This is a genomic window from Pseudomonas anguilliseptica (assembly GCF_900105355.1).
Lineage (GTDB): Bacteria > Pseudomonadota > Gammaproteobacteria > Pseudomonadales > Pseudomonadaceae > Aquipseudomonas > Aquipseudomonas anguilliseptica.
In genome coordinates, this window is record NZ_FNSC01000001.1 from 24,526 (window position 1) to 43,391 (window position 18,866).

20 protein-coding genes and 1 pseudogene are annotated in these 18,866 nt (G+C 60.3%); 12 read left to right on the plus strand and 9 right to left on the minus strand.

Features of this window, described 5'->3' with window-relative positions:
* The first annotated feature begins 170 nt into the window (after positions 1–170).
* The 6 genes from BLW24_RS00110 to BLW24_RS00135 all read left to right on the plus strand — a co-directional run bounded on the left by BLW24_RS00110 (position 171) and on the right by BLW24_RS00135 (position 5,070).
* Entirely contained in the window at positions 171–881 is a 711-nt protein-coding gene (locus BLW24_RS00110) for an rRNA pseudouridine synthase (RefSeq protein WP_090387580.1), read from the plus strand.
* A 47-nt stretch (positions 882–928) separates the two neighbouring features.
* A complete protein-coding gene (locus BLW24_RS00115) occupies positions 929–1,390 on the plus strand; it encodes a YehS family protein (protein ID WP_090375239.1) in 462 nt (153 codons plus the stop codon).
* Between the two features lie 121 nt (positions 1,391–1,511).
* Complete coding sequence (locus tag BLW24_RS00120; protein WP_090375241.1) at positions 1,512–2,282, plus strand: SDR family oxidoreductase; 771 nt, start codon at positions 1,512–1,514, stop codon at positions 2,280–2,282.
* 39 nt (positions 2,283–2,321) lie between these two features.
* Positions 2,322–3,026: a tRNA (N6-threonylcarbamoyladenosine(37)-N6)-methyltransferase TrmO gene (tsaA, locus tag BLW24_RS00125; protein WP_090375243.1), complete on the plus strand. Its 705-nt coding sequence runs from the start codon at positions 2,322–2,324 to the stop codon at positions 3,024–3,026.
* An 83-nt stretch (positions 3,027–3,109) separates the two neighbouring features.
* Positions 3,110–3,523: a VOC family protein gene (locus BLW24_RS00130; protein WP_090375245.1), complete on the plus strand. Its 414-nt coding sequence runs from the start codon at positions 3,110–3,112 to the stop codon at positions 3,521–3,523.
* 212 nt (positions 3,524–3,735) lie between these two features.
* Complete coding sequence (locus tag BLW24_RS00135; protein ID WP_090375247.1) at positions 3,736–5,070, plus strand: GGDEF domain-containing protein; 1,335 nt, start codon at positions 3,736–3,738, stop codon at positions 5,068–5,070.
* 49 nt (positions 5,071–5,119) lie between these two features.
* Here the strand turns inward: BLW24_RS00135 and fpr are convergent, their stop codons facing one another.
* The gene (fpr, locus tag BLW24_RS00140; protein WP_090375249.1) at positions 5,120–5,899 is read right to left on the minus strand and encodes a ferredoxin-NADP reductase; all 780 of its coding nucleotides are present in this window, start codon (positions 5,897–5,899) and stop codon (positions 5,120–5,122) included.
* Between the two features lie 122 nt (positions 5,900–6,021).
* Here fpr and BLW24_RS00145 point away from each other — a divergent pair, with 122 nt between their 5' ends.
* On the plus strand, positions 6,022–6,948 hold the full coding sequence (locus BLW24_RS00145) for a LysR family transcriptional regulator (RefSeq protein WP_090375251.1): 927 nt from the start codon (positions 6,022–6,024) through the stop codon (positions 6,946–6,948).
* 11 nt (positions 6,949–6,959) lie between these two features.
* On the opposite strand, the gene BLW24_RS00150 is transcribed toward BLW24_RS00145, so the two are convergent.
* Positions 6,960–7,331 carry a diacylglycerol kinase gene (locus BLW24_RS00150; RefSeq protein WP_178124372.1) on the minus strand — a complete coding sequence of 124 codons (372 nt, stop codon included), beginning with the start codon at positions 7,329–7,331 and terminating at the stop codon, positions 6,960–6,962.
* 52 nt (positions 7,332–7,383) lie between these two features.
* Positions 7,384–8,034, minus strand: a complete 651-nt coding sequence (erdR, locus tag BLW24_RS00155) for a response regulator transcription factor ErdR (RefSeq protein ID WP_090375253.1) — start codon at positions 8,032–8,034, stop codon at positions 7,384–7,386.
* 199 nt (positions 8,035–8,233) lie between these two features.
* On the opposite strand from erdR, the gene BLW24_RS00160 reads away from it, so the two are divergent.
* A complete protein-coding gene (locus tag BLW24_RS00160; protein WP_090375256.1) occupies positions 8,234–9,136 on the plus strand; it encodes a DMT family transporter in 903 nt (300 codons plus the stop codon).
* Between the two features lie 128 nt (positions 9,137–9,264).
* Here BLW24_RS00160 and BLW24_RS00165 read toward each other — a convergent pair whose 3' ends face one another.
* Positions 9,265–9,975 carry a tRNA-uridine aminocarboxypropyltransferase gene (locus tag BLW24_RS00165; RefSeq protein WP_090375258.1) on the minus strand — a complete coding sequence of 237 codons (711 nt, stop codon included), beginning with the start codon at positions 9,973–9,975 and terminating at the stop codon, positions 9,265–9,267.
* Between the two features lie 218 nt (positions 9,976–10,193).
* On the opposite strand from BLW24_RS00165, the gene BLW24_RS00170 reads away from it, so the two are divergent.
* Positions 10,194–10,592, plus strand: a complete 399-nt coding sequence (locus tag BLW24_RS00170) for a quorum-sensing-regulated virulence factor family protein (RefSeq protein ID WP_090375260.1) — start codon at positions 10,194–10,196, stop codon at positions 10,590–10,592.
* 3 nt (positions 10,593–10,595) lie between these two features.
* Here BLW24_RS00170 and BLW24_RS00175 read toward each other — a convergent pair whose 3' ends face one another.
* Positions 10,596–10,796: a hypothetical protein gene (locus BLW24_RS00175; RefSeq protein ID WP_090375263.1), complete on the minus strand. Its 201-nt coding sequence runs from the start codon at positions 10,794–10,796 to the stop codon at positions 10,596–10,598.
* A 35-nt stretch (positions 10,797–10,831) separates the two neighbouring features.
* The gene (locus tag BLW24_RS00180; RefSeq protein ID WP_090375264.1) at positions 10,832–13,234 is read right to left on the minus strand and encodes a phosphoketolase family protein; all 2,403 of its coding nucleotides are present in this window, start codon (positions 13,232–13,234) and stop codon (positions 10,832–10,834) included.
* A gap of 129 nt (positions 13,235–13,363) precedes the next feature.
* Between BLW24_RS00180 and BLW24_RS00185 the strand changes: the two genes are divergently transcribed.
* Both BLW24_RS00185 and BLW24_RS00190 read left to right on the plus strand, forming a co-directional pair.
* Complete coding sequence (locus tag BLW24_RS00185) at positions 13,364–14,767, plus strand: MBL fold metallo-hydrolase RNA specificity domain-containing protein (RefSeq protein ID WP_090375266.1); 1,404 nt, start codon at positions 13,364–13,366, stop codon at positions 14,765–14,767.
* 132 nt (positions 14,768–14,899) lie between these two features.
* The gene (locus BLW24_RS00190) at positions 14,900–15,979 is read left to right on the plus strand and encodes an LOG family protein (protein ID WP_090375268.1); all 1,080 of its coding nucleotides are present in this window, start codon (positions 14,900–14,902) and stop codon (positions 15,977–15,979) included.
* A gap of 199 nt (positions 15,980–16,178) precedes the next feature.
* Here BLW24_RS00190 and recX read toward each other — a convergent pair whose 3' ends face one another.
* Positions 16,179–16,643: a recombination regulator RecX gene (gene recX / locus BLW24_RS00195; RefSeq protein WP_090375271.1), complete on the minus strand. Its 465-nt coding sequence runs from the start codon at positions 16,641–16,643 to the stop codon at positions 16,179–16,181.
* An 11-nt stretch (positions 16,644–16,654) separates the two neighbouring features.
* Positions 16,655–17,206: pseudogene (locus BLW24_RS00200) on the minus strand (recombinase RecA family protein); the annotation flags it as partial.
* Positions 17,207–17,471: 265 nt separating this feature from the next.
* On the opposite strand from BLW24_RS00200, the gene BLW24_RS00205 reads away from it, so the two are divergent.
* Positions 17,472–17,717: a hypothetical protein gene (locus BLW24_RS00205; protein WP_208600118.1), complete on the plus strand. Its 246-nt coding sequence runs from the start codon at positions 17,472–17,474 to the stop codon at positions 17,715–17,717.
* 135 nt (positions 17,718–17,852) lie between these two features.
* On the opposite strand, the gene BLW24_RS00210 is transcribed toward BLW24_RS00205, so the two are convergent.
* Positions 17,853–18,833, minus strand: coding sequence for an IS5 family transposase (locus BLW24_RS00210; RefSeq protein WP_090375275.1), 981 nt, complete (start codon positions 18,831–18,833; stop codon positions 17,853–17,855).
* Positions 18,834–18,866 lie beyond the last annotated feature (33 nt).

Here is an 18,866-nt window from a genome sequence, read left to right on the forward strand (position 1 = left end):
AACCGCTCTTCGGAGCGGTTTTTTATTGCCGAAGAAAAAGACTCACCTGGCCCGTCTTCTGCGCACCGCTGCTGATAACAGCCTTTACCGCCGCCGTTCGCCCGATGTTCCGTGCACAGAGGGCCTGTCCGGTTACAATGGCGGCCCTTTTTTTGCCGATGACCGTTTTTATGACCGATCCCATTCGCCTGTCCAAACGCCTGATCGAAGTGATTGGCTGTTCGCGCCGCGAGGCCGAACTCTATATCGAGGGCGGCTGGGTCACGGTGGATGGTGTGGTCGTAGAAGAGCCCCAGCTCAAAGTCGCCGAACAGCGCGTGGAGCTGCTGCCCAATGCCGTCCTGGCGCCGATCGAGCCGGTCACGTTGCTCCTGAATGTGCCCAATGGGCATAACCAGGAACGCGCAGTGGAAGGTATCGGCGCAGCCAGCCACTGGACCGATGACGCTGCTGGCATCCGCCCGCTGAAAAGCCATTTCGCCCGCTTGGTCAGCTGTGCACCGCTGCAAGCCGGCGCCGACGGCCTGCATGTACTGACCCAGGACTGGCGCATCGAGCGCAAGCTCAAGGAAGACCTGAGCAAACTGGAGCAGGAATATGTGGTCGAAGTCGTCGGCACCTTGAGCGCCAGCCAACTCAAACGCCTGGCGCACGGCCTGACCTTCAACGGCGTGGCATTGCCACCCTGCAAGGTCAGCTGGCAGAACGAAACCCGCCTGCGCTTCGCCCTGAAGAACCCGCTGCCCGGACAGATCGTCTTTATGTGCAACAGCGTCGACCTCAAGGTGCTAGGCATGAAGCGCATCCGCATCGGCGGCGTGCCCATGGCCAAAGTACCCGCAGGCCAGTGGCGCTATCTGGCCGGCAAAGAACGCTTCTGATTTTTTCGCCGATGCAAAGAGGCATCGGCCCTTCCCAGGCCCCCCTCATGCTTAATAACGATGTACTGCGCAGCCTGCGCTACAGCCTCGACGTGACTGATACGCAGCTAGCCGAAATCATCCAACTCAGCGGCAAACAGGCCGCCCTCAACGACCTCGCAGCCATGCTCAAAAAGGACGACGAAGAAGGCTTCATGCCCTGCGACGATGAGCTGATGGCGCATTTTCTCGACGGCCTGGTGCACTTCAAACGCGGCAAGGACGACAGCCGCCCGGCTCAGCCGTTCGAGCTGCCGATCACCAACAACATGGTGCTGAAGAAACTGCGTGTGGCCTTCGAGCTGAAGGAAGACGATATGCACGCCATCATGCAGAGCGTCGATTGCCCGGTGTCCAAACCGGAGATGAGTGCGTTGTTTCGCAAGTTCGGCCACAGCAACTACCGCACCTGCGGCGATCAGTTTCTGCGCAACTTCCTCAAGGGCCTGACCCTGCGCGTACGCAGCTAACCCCCCAGCGCCGCGCTGCCATGCCTGCCCGCATGGCAGCGTATTTCCACGGGCAATGATGACTGCCATGGCGCAGCCAGATGATTAGGGTAGTGGCACTCATCCGTTAAAAGGATCCGCCATGCACCCTTACTTCTCCCTTCAAGGCCGCACCGCCCTGGTTACCGGCGGCACCCGCGGTATCGGCAAGATGATCGCCAAAGCCTTTGTCGAAGCTGGCGCCACGGTCTACGTTTGCGCCCGTGATGGCGAAGCCTGCGCGCAAACTGCGGCCGAGCTGTCAGCCTTCGGCACCTGCCACGGAATTGCCGCCAACCTGGCCAGCGAAGAAGGTGTGCAAGTACTGGTCGAACAGCTGACCGGGCAGATCGCCAGCCTGGATATTCTGGTGAACAACGCCGGCACCACCTGGGGTGCACCACTGGAAAGCTACCCGGCCAAGGGCTGGGAGAAGGTCATGCAGCTCAATGTGACCTCGGTGTTCAGCTGCATCCAGCAATTGCTACCGCTGCTGCGCAAGGCCGGCAGTACGGCGAATCCGGCGCGGGTGATCAATATCGGCTCGGTCGCCGGCATCACCTCGCATGGTGAAGACGCCTATGCCTATGGCCCGAGTAAAGCGGCGCTGCATCAGCTGTCGCGCATGCTTGCCCGCGAACTTGTCGGCCAACATATCAACGTCAACGTGATCGCCCCAGGGCGCTTCCCGAGCAAGATGACCCAGTTTATTGCCCAGGATGAGGCGGCCATGGCCGAGGACTGCGCGCTGATCCCAATGCAGCGCTGGGGCCGCGAGGAAGAAATGGCCGCCCTGGCCATCAGTCTGGCGAGCACCGCCGGGACCTATATGACCGGCGCGATCATCCCGATCGACGGCGGTTTTCACCTCTAGTCAGGTACTATGGCGGCGTTTTCACTCGATCATGTCGCCATGTCCTACTCGGTTTCTCCCATCGGCTTTGTCCGCTCCTGCTTCAAGGAGAAGTTCGCCATTCCCCGTCAGCCGCAACTGGCCCCAGCGGCCCGTGGCGTACTGGAGCTGGTTGCCCCGTTCGATAACGGCGATGCCGTGCAGGGGCTGGAGCAGGTCAGCCATGTCTGGCTGCTGTTTCTGTTTCACCAGGCACTGGAAGACAAGCCGCGCCTCAAGGTGCGCCCGCCGCGCCTGGGCGGTAATCAGTCGGTCGGCGTCTTCAGCACCCGCGCCACCCACCGGCCCAATGGCATCGGCCAATCGGTGGTCAAGCTGGACAAGGTTGAGCCCGGCAAACTGTGGCTGTCTGGCATCGACCTACTCGACGGCACCCCGGTGCTGGACATCAAACCCTACGTGCCCTATGCCGACAGCGTCGCCGGAGCCTACAACCGCATCGCCGAAAGCGCGCCGGCGCTGATCGACGTCAGCTGGCAAGACAGCGCGCTGATCCAGGCAAACCAACACGGGCAACGCCTGAATGAACCGCTGGTCGAGTTGATTGAGCAATGCCTGGCCCAGGACCCGCGCCCGGCCTACCAGCAACCCAGCCCGGAGCGCCGCTATGGCACGTGCTTCTGGGATGTCGATGTGCATTGGCACTACCCGCAGCCTGGCAGCATCTGCGTACTGGAAGTCGTGCCCGCCGGCGAACCAAGTTAGCGCCCCACATACGCACACATAGGCTGAGCAGTCATTTTGTCTTATATTTACCATGTAAATGTATACAAAACAGGATCCTCACCATGCTCCAACGCCCCGGTCGCCTCAATGGCTTGCGCCATATCGCCCTGCTGGTCCCTGACTTAGAAGCCTGCGAACGCTTCTACGTGGATATTCTCGGCATGCAGGTGCTGCACCGCGCCAATCCAGACCTGGTCTACCTGACCTGCGGTAACGACAATCTGTCCCTGGGTCGCGCCTCTGTGCCCAGCAGCGGCGAACAGGCGGTGGATCACTACGGCTTTATCGTCGACAGCATTGACGAGCTGCACGCCTGGTACGCCTACTTCAAGGCACAAGGCGTGACCCTGCTCGACCGCCCCTTTGCCCATGGCGACGGCGCGCATAGCTTCCACTTGCTCGACCCCGCCGGTAACAAGGTGCAGCCGATCTACCATCCGGCCGTCTCCGGGCAGCGCTTCAGCCACGTGCAATAGCCTGCGCAGCGCCCGACCGACACTGGGCATCTACACTGAGCAGATGCCGGGCGCAGCGACAACCGCATCAGCACTTGGCAAAACCCGCCGGCGGCAAACAGGCGTTCACTGTTCGGCGCCTTGCGGGTATGGTGAACACAAGGGTCATACTGCCAATTGGCCAGTAACCGACCCGATAAACCGTCAATCACCTATCGACATAATGTGAGCGCATGAAAGCCAGCACCTACATGCCGACCGAAAACCTTGTCGATCTGCTGCTCGACGCCATCTGCGTGGTCGACAGACGCGGTCGCTTCGTTTTTGTCAGCGCCGCCTGCCAGCGGATTTTCGGCTACAGCGCAGACGAGATGATCGGCCAGGTGATGATCGATATGGTGCATCCCGAAGACCGCGCAAAAACCCTGCAGGCCGCCAAGGAAATAATGGCCGGCGCGCATAAACCGAACTTCGAGAACCGTTACCTGCGCAAGGATGGCAGCACCGTCTACATCCTCTGGTCTGCACGCTGGTCAGAAGACGATCAGGTACGCATCGCTGTCGCCCATGACATCACCGAACGTAAGCGCAGCGAAGCCCTGCAGACCGCGCTGTACGGCATATCCGAAGCGGCCCATTCCGCCAAGGACCTACTCGGGCTGTTTCAGCAGGTGCACCAGATCGTTGGCGAACTGCTGCCAACCATCAGTTTTTCCGTGGCGCTGTACGATGAACAGAACGACGAGCTGAGCTTCCCCTACCCTGCCGAACAACCGCCAGCAACGGCCGCCGATACGCCGCTGAATGCTGCCACGCTGAGCGCCCAGGTGATTCGCAGCGGCAACACCCTGCTGCTGCCCAACGCCTGTCAAACACTGACCGATGTTTCACACAGCTGGCTCGGCGTTCCGCTGCGCTCACACCGTGGGATTATCGGCGCACTGCTGGTGCAGAGCAGTGCTTCTACGCGCTACAGCGAACGTGATCAGGAACTGCTGCAATTTGTCTCGACCCAGGTGGCCACGGCCATCGAGCGCCAGCAGATGCTCAGCCATCTGCAGTTTATGGCGCAGTACGACCAGCTCACCCAACTGCCCAACCGCGCACTACTGCGCGACCGTTTGCATACGGCCCTGGCCCGCGCGCGCCGCGAGCAGTCGCAAGTGGCGCTGCTGTTTCTCGATCTGGACAAGTTCAAGCTGGTCAACGACAGCCTCGGCCATGCTGCTGGCGATCAGTTGCTGCAAGGCGTCGCACAGCGTATCCAGCTGTGTCTACGTGAGGTCGATACCGTGGCGCGCTTTGCCGGAGATGAATTCGTCGTGCTGCTGGAAGACTTCCACTCAGCCGATCACGCCAATGTGGTGGCGGAGAAAATCCGCCAGAGTCTTAATCAGCCCTTTGAGCTGTGCGGACGCAGCCAGACCATTCTGCCGAGCATTGGCATCGCCCTGTATCCGCAACACGCCCAGGATGAACAGCAACTGCTGCAACACGCTGACAACGCCATGTATCGGGCCAAGCAGAAAGGCGGTAACCGTGCGCACAGCGCCCTTGAGCTGAAATAGGCGCGCATAAAAAAGCCCGCCAATTGGCGGGCTTATAATGACGGCAGGCTTACTTCTCGACGAAGGCGCGCTCGATCAGGTAATCACCCGGCTCGCGCATGCGCGGCGAGACCTGCAGGCCGAACTCGTTGAGCACCTCGCTGGTTTCATCAAGCATGCTCGGGCTACCGCAGATCATTGCACGGTCGTCCTGCGGATTGATCGGCGGCAGGCCGATGTCCTTGAACAACTTGCCGCTGCGCATCAGGTCAGTCAGGCGACCCTGATTCTCGAATGGCTCGCGGGTCACGGTCGGGTAGTAGATCAGTTTGTCCTTCAGCGCATCGCCAAAGAACTCGTTCTGCGGCAGGTGCTCGGTGATGAATTCGCGGTAGGCCACTTCGTTCACATAACGCACGCCGTGAACCAGAATCACCTTCTCAAAGCGCTCGTAGGTTTCCGGGTCCTGAATCACGCTCATAAACGGCGCCAGCCCAGTACCGGTGCTAAGCAGGTACAGGTGCTTGCCGGGTTTGAGGTCATCGAGCACCAGGGTGCCGGTGGGCTTCTTGCTGATGATCACCTCATCGCCTTCCTTGAGGTGCTGCAACTGCGAGGTCAGCGGACCATCCGGCACCTTGATGCTGAAGAACTCCAGATGCTCTTCCCAGTTCGGGCTGGCGATCGAGTAGGCACGCATCAGTGGACGGCCGTTGTCCTGCTGCAAGCCGATCATCACAAACTGGCCATTCTCGAAGCGCAAACCTGGATCACGGGTGCACTTGAAGCTGAACAGCGTGTCGTTCCAGTGATGAACGCTGAGAATGCGCTCGGAGTTAAGGTTGCTCATGTGCCGGGGCTCCGAAGAATAGATGATGCCTGCGCGCCTGTGCGCAATTGCACGGCATTGTAATGAGCGGCAGAATATCTGTTAACTTGATTATCAAGATATAGGTTATCGGTTATATAGATATGCGATTTACTCTCAGACAGCTGCAAGTCTTCGTCGCCGTGGCCCAGCATGAAAGCGTGTCGCGCGCGGCCGATTCCCTGGCCCTGTCGCAATCGGCCACCAGTACTTCGCTCAGCGAACTGGAGCGGCAGTCCGACTGCCAGCTGTTCGACCGCGCCGGTAAACGCCTGTGCCTTAACGCCCTCGGCCTGCAGCTGTTGCCGCAAGCGGTGGCGCTGCTCGACCAGGCGAAGGAAATCGAGCGCCTGCTGGGCGGCAAGAGTGGCTACGGCTCGCTAAATGTCGGCGCCACCCTGACGGTCGGCAACTACCTGACGACCCTGCTGATCGGCAGTTTTATGCAGCGCCACCCGGAATGCCGGGTCAAATTGCAGGTGCACAACACCGCCTACGTGGTACAGCAGATCGCCCATTACGAGCTGGACATGGGCATGATCGAAGGTGACTGCCAGCACCCGGATATCGAGGTGCAGCCCTGGGTTGAAGATGAGCTGGTGGTGTTCTGCGCGCCGCAGCATGCCCTGGCGCAGCGTGGTGAGGCGAGCCTGGAAGAGCTGACGCGCGAGGCCTGGATTCTGCGTGAACAAGGCTCCGGCACACGCCTGACCTTCGACCAGGCCATGCGCCATCACCCCAGCAGCCTGAATATCCGCCTGGAGCTGGAACACACCGAGGCGATCAAACGTGCCGTGGAATCAGGCCTGGGGATAGGCTGTATTTCCCGCCTGGCATTGCGCGATGCGTTTCGCCGCGGCAGCCTGGTGGCGGTGGAAACTCCCGAGCTGGATCTACGCCGGCAGTTCTACTTTATCTGGCACAAACAGAAGTACCAGACCGCCGCCATGCGTGAATTTATCGAACTGTGCCGCGCACTGACCGCCGGCGTGACGCGCAGCGATCAGATTGTGCTGCCTACTATCGCCTGAGGACGGCGGAGTTAGCCAAGCAGGATAATCGCCCACACCAGGGCAATCAGGCTGAGAGCAGTGAACTGGGCGGCGCTGCCCATGTCCTTGGCATTCTTTGACAGCGGGTGCAGCTCCAGCGAGATGCGGTCAATGGCCGCCTCCACCGCCGAGTTGAGCAGCTCGACGATCAGCGCCAGCAGACACACCGCAACCATCAAGGCGCGCTCGACGCGGCTGACATCCAGATAGAACGCCAAAGGCACCAGAATCAGGTTGATCAGCAGCAGCTGTCGAAAGGCGGCTTCACCGGTAAAGGCGGCGCGCAGGCCGGCCAGGGAATAACCGGTGGCATTGAGAACACGTTTAAGGCCGGTCTGGCCTTTGAATGGCGACATCATCACAACCATCTCGAGAAAGCCCGGCAGGCTACGCCAAGCCCGGGAGAAAAGCACTTCAGTCAGATGGAATCGATTCCAGCTGCTGCAACAGCAACGCCGCCTGTGTGCGAGTACGAACCCCGAGCTTGCGGAAAATCGCCGTGACATGGGCCTTAACTGTGGCCTCGGAGACGCTCAGCTCATAGGCAATCTGCTTGTTCAGCAAGCCGTCACAGACCATGGTCAGCACACGGAATTGCTGCGGCGTCAGGCTGGCCAGGCCGGCGCTGGCGGCCTTGGCCTCAGCCGACAGGGCAATCGCCTCCTGAGTCTGCTGTGGCCACCAGACTTCGCCATCAAGCACCAGACGCACGGCCTGCTGGATGGTTTCCAATGGGCTGGATTTGGGGATAAAGCCGCTGGCACCAAACTCTCGCGAGCGCGCGACGATGGACGGCTCTTCCTGAGCGGAGATCATCACCACCGGAATATGCGGGTATTGCCCGCGCAGCAGCACCAGGCCAGAGAAGCCGTAGACACCGGGCATATTGAGGTCAAGCAGCACCAGATCCCAATCGGTCTTCTGCGCCAGGCAGGCTTCCAGCTCAGCAATACTGGCCGCTTCAACCAGCCGCACATCCGGCCCTAGACCCAGTGTCAGCGCCTGTTGCAAGGCACTGCGAAACAAGGGGTGATCATCGGCAATAAGGATTTCAAAAGCGGCCATGGTGAATCCTGTTTTTGTTATGTGGATACCCGCCAGGGGTACTGCCCAGGGCACGGTGAACAATGCGTGCAGGCCGCAGGGTTGCAGTGCAACCAGACCTGAAAACGCAGAAAAGCGACCAAGCATGCCCAGCGCTGACGGGGTGGTCAAGCACGACGCTTTGCGGCACAGTTCGCAACTTTGCCGACGAGAGCCTGAAATGCGAAGCCACGCCCTGCGCGCCGACCTGTTAATGCTGCTTACCGCGATGATCTGGGGCTCCTCATTTGTCGCCCAGCGCCTGGGCATGGATTCCATCGGCCCATTCCTCTACAGCGGCCTGCGCTTTGCCTTGGCGGCGCTGATTCTGCTACCCGTGCTGCGTCTACTGGAAGGTCGCAGCAGCAGCAGCGCGGCGGTAGCGCCACTGAACAGCCAACTGCTGCGTGGCGGTGTGCTGATGGGCCTGGCGCTGGCCCTGGGGATCAACCTGCAGCAAGTTGGCCTGCTGTTTACCAGCGTCACCAACTCCGGCTTTATCACCGGGCTGTACGTGATCATCGTGCCGCTGCTGGGGCTGTTTATCGGCCATAAGACCGGCCTGGGCATCTGGTTGGGGGCCTGCCTGGCGGTGGTCGGCATGTTCCTGCTCAGCGTTGGCGAGGGCTTTACCGTGGCCTCTGGTGACTGGCTGCAACTGGCCGGGGCCTTCGTCTGGGGCGTGCATGTGCTGCTGGTAGGTTTCTTTGCCGGCCGCCATGACCCGCTGCGCCTGGCCCTGGTGCAGTTCATCACCTGCGCGGTAATCAGCCTGGTGCTGGCGGTGATCTTCGAGGAAATCCAGCTGCAATCGATCATCGCCGCCGGCCCGGCGATTCTCTTTGGCGGCATCTTCGGTGTGGCCGTCGGTTTTACCCTGCAGGTGGTGGCGCAGAAAGACGCTATCGCTTCCCACGCTGCGATCATCCTCTCGCTAGAAGCGGTTTTCGCTGCCATCGCCGGGGCCTGGCTACTGGGTGAATCGCTGGAGCTGCGCGGCTACTTTGGCTGTGCGCTGATGTTTGCCGGCATGCTGCTGGCGCAGTTGTGGCCAAAGAAATTGGCCCCAAACCAGGTCGTTTAAAAACGTAGGCGAGGCAGCCGAGACAAGGCGAAAACAGGCGAGGAAGCGGAGTTTGCGAGCTGTAAATGAGCATTCCGAGCCTGCTTTCAACGCCGTATCGGCAACGCAGGTAGTTTTTCAACGACCTGCTAAAGAAACTCGCGCAGACGATCATGCATTGGATCATCCAACGGCACCGTGCGCGGCGCCTTGGCTGCCAGGTAGTGCTGACTGAAGACATCCAGATAGGCATTCAAACCATCTGCAGCACGCTGGTCGCCGGCCAGTTCCAGGCACAGGGCGGCGACCTCAGCGGTGCAGAAATGATCGTCGCGCTTGGAGCGGCGCAGTTTGTAGCGCGACAGCTGCTCGGCCTGCAGGCTGAGCACCGGCAGGCTGTCGAGGTAGGGGCTTTTGCGAAACATTTTGCGCGCCTCGCTCCAGGTAGCATCCAGCAGCACGAACAACGGCCGCTTGCCAGGCGCTGGCTGCACTTCGCTGACCACCCGCTCGGCGGCGACATATTCGCCCGGAAACACCAGATAAGGTTGCCACTGCGGATCGCGCAGCAACGCCGGCAACTCGGCATCCACGGCAACCCGCGACCAGCCAAACGCCGAGGTATCGGCCAGCACATCGGCAATCAGCCAGCCAGTATTGCTCGGCTTGAGCGCCTCGACATCGTGCATCAGCAGACACACCGCAGACGTTGCGGCAATACGCGGGCGCCAGGCACACAGGCAGTGAGTCATCGCCAGACGGCAAGCATCACAACGCACCGAGCGGCTGCCACGGGCAAGAAATGGTTTGGCACTGCGGGCAATCCGCGCAGCCCGCAAACGCGCGACGGCGTGGCTCATCAGGCGAGTACCTGACAGAAGAGAAGAAACGGCATGAGTCATCCAGGGGTCAGCAAGCGCGGCAGTCTAGCAAAGCCCGCTACAGCTTATTCAACCGTGCGTCTTGCTCCACCTGCCGTAGCAACTGCGCAAGTGTCGGCAGGCGAGTAAGATAACCGGCACTGAACCTCTACCCGGCACTGCCGGTCAGAAGGTGCGACTCGACTTTGGAGAACCCCATGCTGCGTTTGACCAGCCTGACCCTGGCCTTGAGCCTGCCCCTGCTTGCCCATGCCGCCACCCTGAAAGACTTTGAACTGAGCAAGACCCTGGAAAAAGTTGCGCGCGAAAGCAGCGTGGGCACGCCACGAGCGATCAATGAAGACATTCTTGATCAGGGCTACACCGTTGACGGCAGCGAGCTGGTCAATCACCTCAGCGTACGCAGCGAGCATGCAGCGCAGATGCGCGGCAACCCGGACGTGGTCCGCGCACAACTGGCCAACAGCGTGTGCCGCAATGCCGGTTATCGCCAGTTGCTGGCACGCGGCGCGGCGCTGCGTTATGAATTCAGCGAATACAAGAGCAACCGCCCGGTGACCAGCGAGCGTTTCAGCAAAGCAGATTGCGGCCTGTAAGGCTCAACCACCACCCTGTTGCGCACGCCGTTGCTCATCATCGGCGCGCAGATCTGCGAGCAACGCGTGCATGTAACGCGAACGCCTCGCCGCACCTTCAAGCCGCTGCAAACACTCTTCTTCCAGGCTTATCTGGTTATTGCGCGCGGCCTGCTGCAACAGGCGGTACAAATCCACATAAAGGTCCAAGGTCAACTTAGGCATACCTGCCCCTCCATTTCCCGCACCCACTGGCCTCGCTAACGCAGACAGCGTGGTTCTCCCCGCCCTTGCACGGCAGCCTGCTCCTCGGCACTGAGCAAATCGCCAAGCGGTTTTTCCAGCAATTCGGCAGCGGCCTCCAGTACATGCGCCCAGCTCGCCTGATTGGCGAACAGCATGCCGGCTTCATCCAGGGTGCCACCTCGATTACGGTAGCCCAGCACCCGACTGTGTCGAGCATCACCGAGCAGCGGCCACAGATGCCCACGGGCAACTTCCGGACGCATATGGGTCAGCAGCACACGCTTTATGCTGGCAGCCGGGAATAACCGTTCAACCCGCTCGGCATCGACAATCACCGCCTGTTCCCAGGTATCGCGGGCCGCACGAAAACGCCCCGGCTCTTGCAAGTAAACCAGACGCCAGGCACATCCGGCCGCGCTCAGACGAACGGCCGCGCGCTGCATTTCTACCAACTGATAACTGCCGGTGGCGATCAGCAGCAAAGGCTGCTGGCCTTGCTGTTCGGCCACTACAACGGCGCCATCCTGCGCCAGCTGCTCGGCCTGTCTGCGGGTGAATACGCAAGGCCGCTCGCGTTTGGCAATCACCATGCAAGCGATCTGGCCGCGCGCCTGATAAATACCCGGCAACAACGCCAATACCGAATTGTGATCGGCTGGAAACACCACCCGCACCATGTCGCTCATCTCACCGAGCAAAGCCTCACAGAAGGTGGTGTCCTGGTGCGATTGCTGATTCTTGCCGTTTTCCCAGGTGTGCGATGTAACCACCAGCGGCCAGCCAAGCCAGCCTGCCGGGCGTCCAGACTCTTTCTGCTGACGGGCAAAGATGACCCGCTGGCGCACTGCACCGAGCATCTTCACGCAGAAGGCCTCGTAGCTGGCCACCAGATTCAGGCCGCCCTGGTTGGCCAGGCAGGCAGACACCACGGCCTCTTCATTGAGCGCGGTGATGATGGCGCCATCCAGCGCTTCCAGCTCGCTCTCCGGCGCGGTCACCCGGTGCTTGAGCGCCTTGAGCACGCCGCCCAGACGATTGCTGGCCAGCTCATCGGGGTTACCGACACGCGGACGCAACTGCGGATTAACCTGCACCAGATCGACAAAGAACCGATCCAGAGCCAGCATCGGTGAGCACGCGCCGTCCTGGTACTGCAACTCGGGCAGTTTAGGCAGCGCTGGATGGCGCTGCGCTAGCGGGTTATCACGCTCCAGTGCACGAGAACCTCGAGCCGCAAATAACGCGCAGGCTTCACTCAGCTCATCCGGTGCAACCCAGAGCTGCGCCGCATGCTGATTGAACAGTTCACGGGCGCCGCTATCGGTATGCGGATTGGCCGGTAATGGCAGGTTGTGCGCCGCATTGCTGCCAGCGCCATAGAAGCCGAAGCCCTTGAGCGTTTCAGCAATGCCATAGGGCATCGGCAGCGGATAGTTCAACACGCCACCGTGCAACTCCTGCACGCGCCGACCCAGGCGCTGCTCCATGTCCCACAGCGCGCAGACAAAAGCAGCCGGGTCGCGGCCATCGAAACTCACCGATTCAAAGCCACAATGGCGTAGGTGCTCGCGGAAGTTGTCCTGTCCGGCGGACGTCGCCAGTTCGGTACGCTGCTCGATGCGCCGGCCGTTGGCGATCATCAGCGGCAACGCCACGCCGCAGTCCTCGGCGCGCCACCAACGCGGCATCCAGTCACTGCCGCGCTGCTCTTCGGCCGCGCCATCGGAGAGAAACGCCACCAGCTTCTCACCGGGTAACGGCAGATGGGCGTACTGCAGCTCGGCAAAGCCTAGGTATCCGCCCTCGGCAATCCCGCCAGCCGTGTGCGGATTAATATGGCTGCCCAGCGGCGCGCTGACCTGGCCGGCCGCGTTCTGCACATAGCTGTAGAAGTCCGCCACCAGCTGGCTCATCCCCGTCTCATTACAGGGGTAACGCTCGGCCTGCTCCGGATGCTGATTGGCTGTCAGCAGGTTGAGCGCCTCGATGGCCGCCACACAGTGACCCTGGCCCATCAACCAACCGCGGGTTTCTCTGCTCAGGTTATTCAGCGCCAGGTAGCCGGCATAGGCCGGCACCATATTCAGGGCGCCGCCGATGTGCCCTTCGGGCGAGACCTTGAAGTCTTCTGCGGCCAACGCCACACCATCGAGGCGCACCCGCTGGGCATAGGTCATATGCACCACCAGCCACATCCCGGCAGCTGTCAGCCGATCCAGCGCGCGGAAGTGGCGGTAGACACTCGGCAGATCCGTCTGCACTCCCGCCTGCACCAGCTGGTGGGCCATACGGTAGACCGCAGCGCAGGTCTGCGGACTATGCTGCAAAGGTCCATAACCACGCTGCCAAGCGGCAAAGGCTGGCTCAAGGCGGGCATGCTCGGCCAACTCGCTGGCGCTGGGAAATAGCTGGGTCATATGCGGCTCCGATAGTTTTAGTCAGCTTAGAACGCGAGATACAGGCAGATGCTGACCTGTATCAAAACCCCCGGTTACCTGATGGGACAGCCTTAAGCGCCACCCACTCAACGTGTTCAAGGATTAGCCATGGCCCTGCTCAACTTCCTCGGCGCAATTCAACAAGTCACCGGCTCCTGTTACTTGATCGAAAGCCGTGACGGCGCACGGGTGCTGCTCGACTGCGGCATGCGCCAGGGCCGCCGCGAAGAGGAAGACGGCAACCGCGCACCGTTTGCCTTTGACCCGCAGAGCCTGGATGCCGTGGTGATTTCCCACGCGCACATCGACCACACAGGCCTGCTACCGAAACTCACAGCCGCCGGCTATCGCGGGCCAATATTCGCCACCGACGCGACCTGTGAACTGATGGAATTGATGCTGCTCGACGCCGCGTTTATTCAGGAGAAAGACGCCGAGTGGGAAAACAAATGGCGTGCACGGATAGGCAAAGCGCCAATCAGCCCGCTGTACACCACCGCCGATGCCGAGCAGGCGCTGAGCCAGCGCCGGCCGCTGCTGTATGGCGAAAGCCGCGAAGTGGCCGAGGGCGTGCAAGTCACCTTTCACGACGCCGGGCATATCCTCGGCTCGGCGATTGTCGAACTCGAAGTGCAAGACCATCACCTGACCCGCCGCCTGGTGTTCTCCGGCGACCTGGGCAATACCTGTTCACCCTTGATGCAAGACCCCAGCACGCTGAGCAAAGCCGATGTGGTGCTGCTGGAGTCGACCTATGGCGACCGCGACCACCGCTGCAGTGAGGACACCCTGGAGGAACTGGTGGAGATTCTGCAGCAGGCTCATCGCGACGGCGGCAACGTGCTGATCCCTGCCTTCGCCGTCGGCCGCACCCAGGACCTGATCTACTACCTCGGGCGCTTCTATCAGCAAGGCCGCTTGCCGCAACAGGCGGTGTTTCTCGACAGTCCGATGGCCATAAGGGCCAACGCCATCTATTCACGTTTTCAGGACCAGTTCGCCGCCGAAGACCGTGCGGCGCTGGCGGCCAAAAAGGTCAAGCGCATTGAAGACTGGCTACCCATCCTGCATTGCACACCCAGCGTGGAAGAGTCGATGGCCATCAACCGGATCAAGAGCGGTGCGATCATCATCGCCGGCAGCGGTATGTGTACCGGCGGACGTATCGTCCATCACTTCAAGCACAACCTCTGGCGCGACGACTGCCATCTGATCTTCCCCGGCTTTCAGGCCAAGGGTACCCTCGGTCGCGCGCTGGTGGATGGTGCGGTAAACGTAAAAATCCTCCACCAGCGCATCGCGGTTAAAGCCAAGGTACATACCCTCGGCGGCTTCTCCGCGCATGCCGGGCAATCACAGCTGCTCGACTGGGTCAGCCACTTCGAGCACCACCCCGAGCTGTACCTGGTACATGGTGAGCTGGAGAAGATGCAGACCCTGCAACTGGCTTTGCGCGAACGCCTGAACTGGATCGCCAACATCCCTGATCCTGGCGAGCAAATCGCCCTCTGATGCAGTCCTGGCATGGGCTGTCGGTTGTCACGCATAGGCATGCGCCGCACAATTCATCAGCCAGCAGCCATACTCAGGACAAGGCCGGCGCGGCAATAGCCTGCTCGGCCAGTCAGCAGAAGGAGAAGTTGTATGCCCGATGAATCGGACGATTTTCTGTCTCGGCATTTTCAAACCAGCGGAGTCGACCTGACCACCAGGGTGGAAGAACTGGGCATCCTTGCCGCGCCGCCCGATAGTCCCAATACCAAGCTCTACCAGGCCATGCTCGGCACAGTTGTGCGCATGGCACAGGCCGACCGCAACCGCTGGGACGCGAAGATCATGCTGCAGACCCTGCGCGAAATGGAGCATGCCTTCAGTGCGCTGGAACAGTTCAAACGGCGGCGCAAGGTCACCGTCTTCGGCTCGGCACGCACCCCGCCCGACCATCCGGTTTACCACCTGGCCCGCGATCTCGGCGCGACCCTGGCCAAACACAACCTGATGGTCATTACCGGCGCCGGTGGCGGCATCATGGCGGCTGCCCACGAAGGGGCCGGCCTGGAAAACAGCCTGGGGTTCAATATCACCCTGCCCTTCGAGCAGGGTGCCAATGCCACCGTACAAGGCAGCAACAACCTGCTGTCATTTCACTTCTTCTTTCTGCGCAAGCTGTTCTTCGTCAAGGAAGCCGACGGCCTGGTGCTCTGCCCAGGTGGTTTTGGCACCCTGGACGAAGCGCTGGAAGTACTGACCCTGATCCAGACCGGCAAAAGCCCACTGGTACCCGTAGTGCTGCTCGACCAGCCGGGCGGCACCTTCTGGACCAGCGCCCTGAGCTTTCTGCAGGAACAACTGCAGGACAACGGCTATATCCTGCCCAGCGATATGCGCCTGATGCGCCTGGTGCACAGCGCTGAAGAAGCAACCGAGGAAATCGCTCAGTTCTACCGCAACTACCACTCAAGTCGCTGGCTCAAGGAGCGCTACGTGATCCGCCTCAACCATGCGCTGAACCAGGCAGCCATGCAGCAGCTGAACAATGAGTTCCGCGACCTGTGCACGCACAGCGACTTCCAGCAACAAGCTCACTGGGACTCCGAGCAGGATGAACCGGAGCTGTGCCATATGACGCGCTTGGCTTTCGCCTTTAACGGCCGCAACCACGGCCGCTTGCGCGAACTACTCGACCTGGTCAATCAGCCGCACAACTGGGCAGAAAACGCCTGACCTGCCGCCCAGCCGATAGCCTGCCTGCGGGCTATCGGCAATCGCACTTCAGCTAGCCAAGCAAGACAAGAAAAACCACACGCATTTCAGTCCAGAAAGCTTTTGCCTCCAGTACTGCGACATCATCGGCGTGTAGGAGTAGGTAAGAGGGAAACAGAGAGCGTTGATGCAAGCTGGTCGGCGAACAGCGGGCTTCGGCTTAATCGTCCAGCGCGCCGCGTAGCAAGCGCCCGATTAGCTCAGGCGGATAACCCCGATAACTGAGAAAACGCGCCTGCTGGGCACGCTCGCGCGCATCAAGGGGCAGCTCACCGGCAAACTTGCGTTGCCAGGTTTCCTGCAGATGCTCACGCCAGTCAATACCACTGTCGCGCAGGGCCTGCTCGACATCACTGCGGGCCAGGCCGCGCTGGGTAAGCTCTTCACGAATGCGCAACGGACCATAGCCGGCACGCGCGCGGTAGCTGACAAAGGCCTCCAAATAACGCGTTTCAGACAGCAAACCTTCTTCAGCCAAGCGATCGAGAGCGGCTTCGATCAACTCATCAGCCGCCCCGCGACTGCGTAGCTTGCGGGTCAACTCGACCCGGCCATGCTCACGCCGTGCCAGCAAATCCATGGCCGCCCGCCGCACCGCGACGGGGTTATCCAGAGCAATGGACATAGACAGGCAGATCAGGCGTCGGCGTCAGCCAGGTCATCGGCCGTGGAGTTGGCCTTGACCGTCGGGCTTACCACCAGCAGTTTTTCGCGAATCAGCCCTTCGACGGTGCGTGCCACTTCCGGGTTGTCTTCTAGGTACTTGGCCGAGTTGGCCTTACCCTGACCGATCTTGTTGCCCTGGTAGCTGTACCAGGCGCCGGACTTCTCCAGCAGACCGAGCTGTACGCCGAGGTCAATGATCTCACCGTTGCGGTAGATACCCTTGCCGTAAAGAATCTGGAATTCAGCCTGACGGAACGGCGGAGCCACCTTGTTCTTCACTACCTTGACGCGGGTTTCGCTACCCACCACTTCGTCACCTTCCTTCACTGCGCCGGTGCGGCGGATATCCAGACGTACCGAGGCGTAGAACTTCAGCGCGTTACCACCAGTGGTGGTTTCCGGACTGCCGAACATCACGCCGATCTTCATGCGGATCTGGTTGATAAAGATCACCAGACAGTTGGCGTTCTTGATATTGCCGGTAATCTTGCGCAGCGCCTGGCTCATCAGGCGGGCCTGGAGCGGAAGCAGTACGGGCAGGGGTTCACATAGGCTGGTGCCTGAGAAACCAACGCGCTGCAAAGCCATACTGTTCATACCTTTCACCCTTACGGAAGCACTATCCCTGTCTACACTGTCTATCTGAACCAATTTCAGGTAGGAAAGCGATGAGCAGGATGCGGGAAAATTTTGTCGATAGTATCAGGACCTGCTGCCCTGAGGACATCCTAACCTGGGTAGAGAAGCATCCTCCCAAGCGCAGCCCCCCCTCATCCGCGTTTTTTTCATGATCGCTCACGAGCTTAATCCAGAGTGGTATCGGAAGCCTGTGGCAATCACCAATGCCTGCCGTCAATTTCTCTCTCATCGACGCAGTGCAATATCCAAAATTACAGGCAAGCCAGTCAAAGAAGTCACCGTCATCTCTGACTACACCGTCGTTCGTTATTACTTGAACAGGCTTCAAAAAGCCAAAAAGCTGCCTAGCAATGCGCTGATCCTACCAGTCCCGAATTCGACAGGGATCCTCTGAAGTAGCCATGCATTTCTGGCTGACGTCAGCCTCTGCTGATTTCGAAAGTGATAAATCGATCAAAAACGATCAGATTACCGGCTCATTTCTGTGTTTTTAGCCGCCGCGAGCACCTCGCGGCAGCCATTTCCAGCATTACGGGCGCACCTCTCCTGCATTCGTCAGTAAATGTCGGCGCGCCATCCACAGATTTGACAGCGCGAATAAAGTCACCAGTTGCGCCGTGTTTTTGACCAGGCCACGGAAGCGCGTCTTCACATAACCGAACTGACGCTTGATCACCCGAAACGGATGCTCGACCTTGGCTCGCACTTGGGCCTTGGCCTTCTCGATTTTGCGCTTGGCTTTGTACAGCGCGCTGCGCTTACCGAGTTTCTTGTAAGTGCTACGCCGTGCTGCAACCTGCCAGATCACTTGACGGCCCTCATGCTCGGGGCGCTTCTCGACACCGGTATATCCGGCATCGCCCCCCACCATGTTTTCCTCGCCGTGCAGCAGCTTATCGACCTGGGTGACATCCGCCACGTTGGCGGCAGTACCCACCACGCTGTGCACCAAGCCAGACTCGTCATCCACCCCGATGTGCGCCTTCATGCCGAAGTAATACTGATTGCCTTTCTTGGTTGAGTGCATCTCAGGGTCACGCTTACCGTTCTTGTTCTTGGTTGAACTCGGCGCGTTGATCAGCGTGGCATCGACGATGGTGCCTTGGCGCAGCGACAAACCACGGTCACCCAGGTAGCCATTGATCACGGCCAGGATGCCGGCAGCCAGTTCGTGTTTTTCCAGCAAGCGGCGGAAGTTGAGGATGGTGGTTTCGTCAGGAATGCGCTCCAGAGTCAGCCCGGCAAACTGGCGTAGGATGGTGGTCTCGTACAGCGCCTCTTCCATCGCCGGATCGCTGTAACCGAACCAGTTTTGCATCAGATGCACTCGCAGCATCGCCATCAGCGGATAGGACGGTCGGCCGCCTTCACCCTTTGGATAATGCGGCTCGATCAAAGCGATCAACCCTTTCCATGGCACTACCCGATCCATCTCGATCAGGAACAATTCTTTGCGGGTCTGCTTGCGCTTGCCGGCGTACTCGGCGTCGGCGAAGGTCATCTGCTTCATCGGAAAACTCGGCGGGTGGAGTGCGGATATTTT

Bases quoted from the DNA above. Each gene is read 5' to 3' on its own strand.
- BLW24_RS00110 (WP_090387580.1), top strand. From the start codon at position 171: ATGACCGATCCCATTCGCCTGTCCAAACGCCTGATCGAAGTGATTGGC.
- BLW24_RS00115 (WP_090375239.1), top strand. From the start codon at position 929: ATGCTTAATAACGATGTACTGCGCAGCCTGCGCTACAGCCTCGACGTG.
- BLW24_RS00120 (WP_090375241.1), top strand. From the start codon at position 1,512: ATGCACCCTTACTTCTCCCTTCAAGGCCGCACCGCCCTGGTTACCGGC.
- tsaA (WP_090375243.1), top strand. From the start codon at position 2,322: ATGTCCTACTCGGTTTCTCCCATCGGCTTTGTCCGCTCCTGCTTCAAG.
- BLW24_RS00130 (WP_090375245.1), top strand. From the start codon at position 3,110: ATGCTCCAACGCCCCGGTCGCCTCAATGGCTTGCGCCATATCGCCCTG.
- BLW24_RS00135 (WP_090375247.1), top strand. From the start codon at position 3,736: ATGAAAGCCAGCACCTACATGCCGACCGAAAACCTTGTCGATCTGCTG.
- fpr (WP_090375249.1), bottom strand. From the start codon at position 5,899: ATGAGCAACCTTAACTCCGAGCGCATTCTCAGCGTTCATCACTGGAAC.
- BLW24_RS00145 (WP_090375251.1), top strand. From the start codon at position 6,022: ATGCGATTTACTCTCAGACAGCTGCAAGTCTTCGTCGCCGTGGCCCAG.
- erdR (WP_090375253.1), bottom strand. From the start codon at position 8,034: ATGGCCGCTTTTGAAATCCTTATTGCCGATGATCACCCCTTGTTTCGC.
- BLW24_RS00160 (WP_090375256.1), top strand. From the start codon at position 8,234: ATGCGAAGCCACGCCCTGCGCGCCGACCTGTTAATGCTGCTTACCGCG.
- BLW24_RS00165 (WP_090375258.1), bottom strand. From the start codon at position 9,975: ATGAGCCACGCCGTCGCGCGTTTGCGGGCTGCGCGGATTGCCCGCAGT.
- BLW24_RS00170 (WP_090375260.1), top strand. From the start codon at position 10,194: ATGCTGCGTTTGACCAGCCTGACCCTGGCCTTGAGCCTGCCCCTGCTT.
- BLW24_RS00175 (WP_090375263.1), bottom strand. From the start codon at position 10,796: ATGCCTAAGTTGACCTTGGACCTTTATGTGGATTTGTACCGCCTGTTG.
- BLW24_RS00180 (WP_090375264.1), bottom strand. From the start codon at position 13,234: ATGACCCAGCTATTTCCCAGCGCCAGCGAGTTGGCCGAGCATGCCCGC.
- BLW24_RS00185 (WP_090375266.1), top strand. From the start codon at position 13,364: ATGGCCCTGCTCAACTTCCTCGGCGCAATTCAACAAGTCACCGGCTCC.
- BLW24_RS00190 (WP_090375268.1), top strand. From the start codon at position 14,900: ATGCCCGATGAATCGGACGATTTTCTGTCTCGGCATTTTCAAACCAGC.
- recX (WP_090375271.1), bottom strand. From the start codon at position 16,643: ATGTCCATTGCTCTGGATAACCCCGTCGCGGTGCGGCGGGCGGCCATG.
- BLW24_RS00205 (WP_208600118.1), top strand. From the start codon at position 17,472: ATGATCGCTCACGAGCTTAATCCAGAGTGGTATCGGAAGCCTGTGGCA.
- BLW24_RS00210 (WP_090375275.1), bottom strand. From the start codon at position 18,833: ATGAAGCAGATGACCTTCGCCGACGCCGAGTACGCCGGCAAGCGCAAG.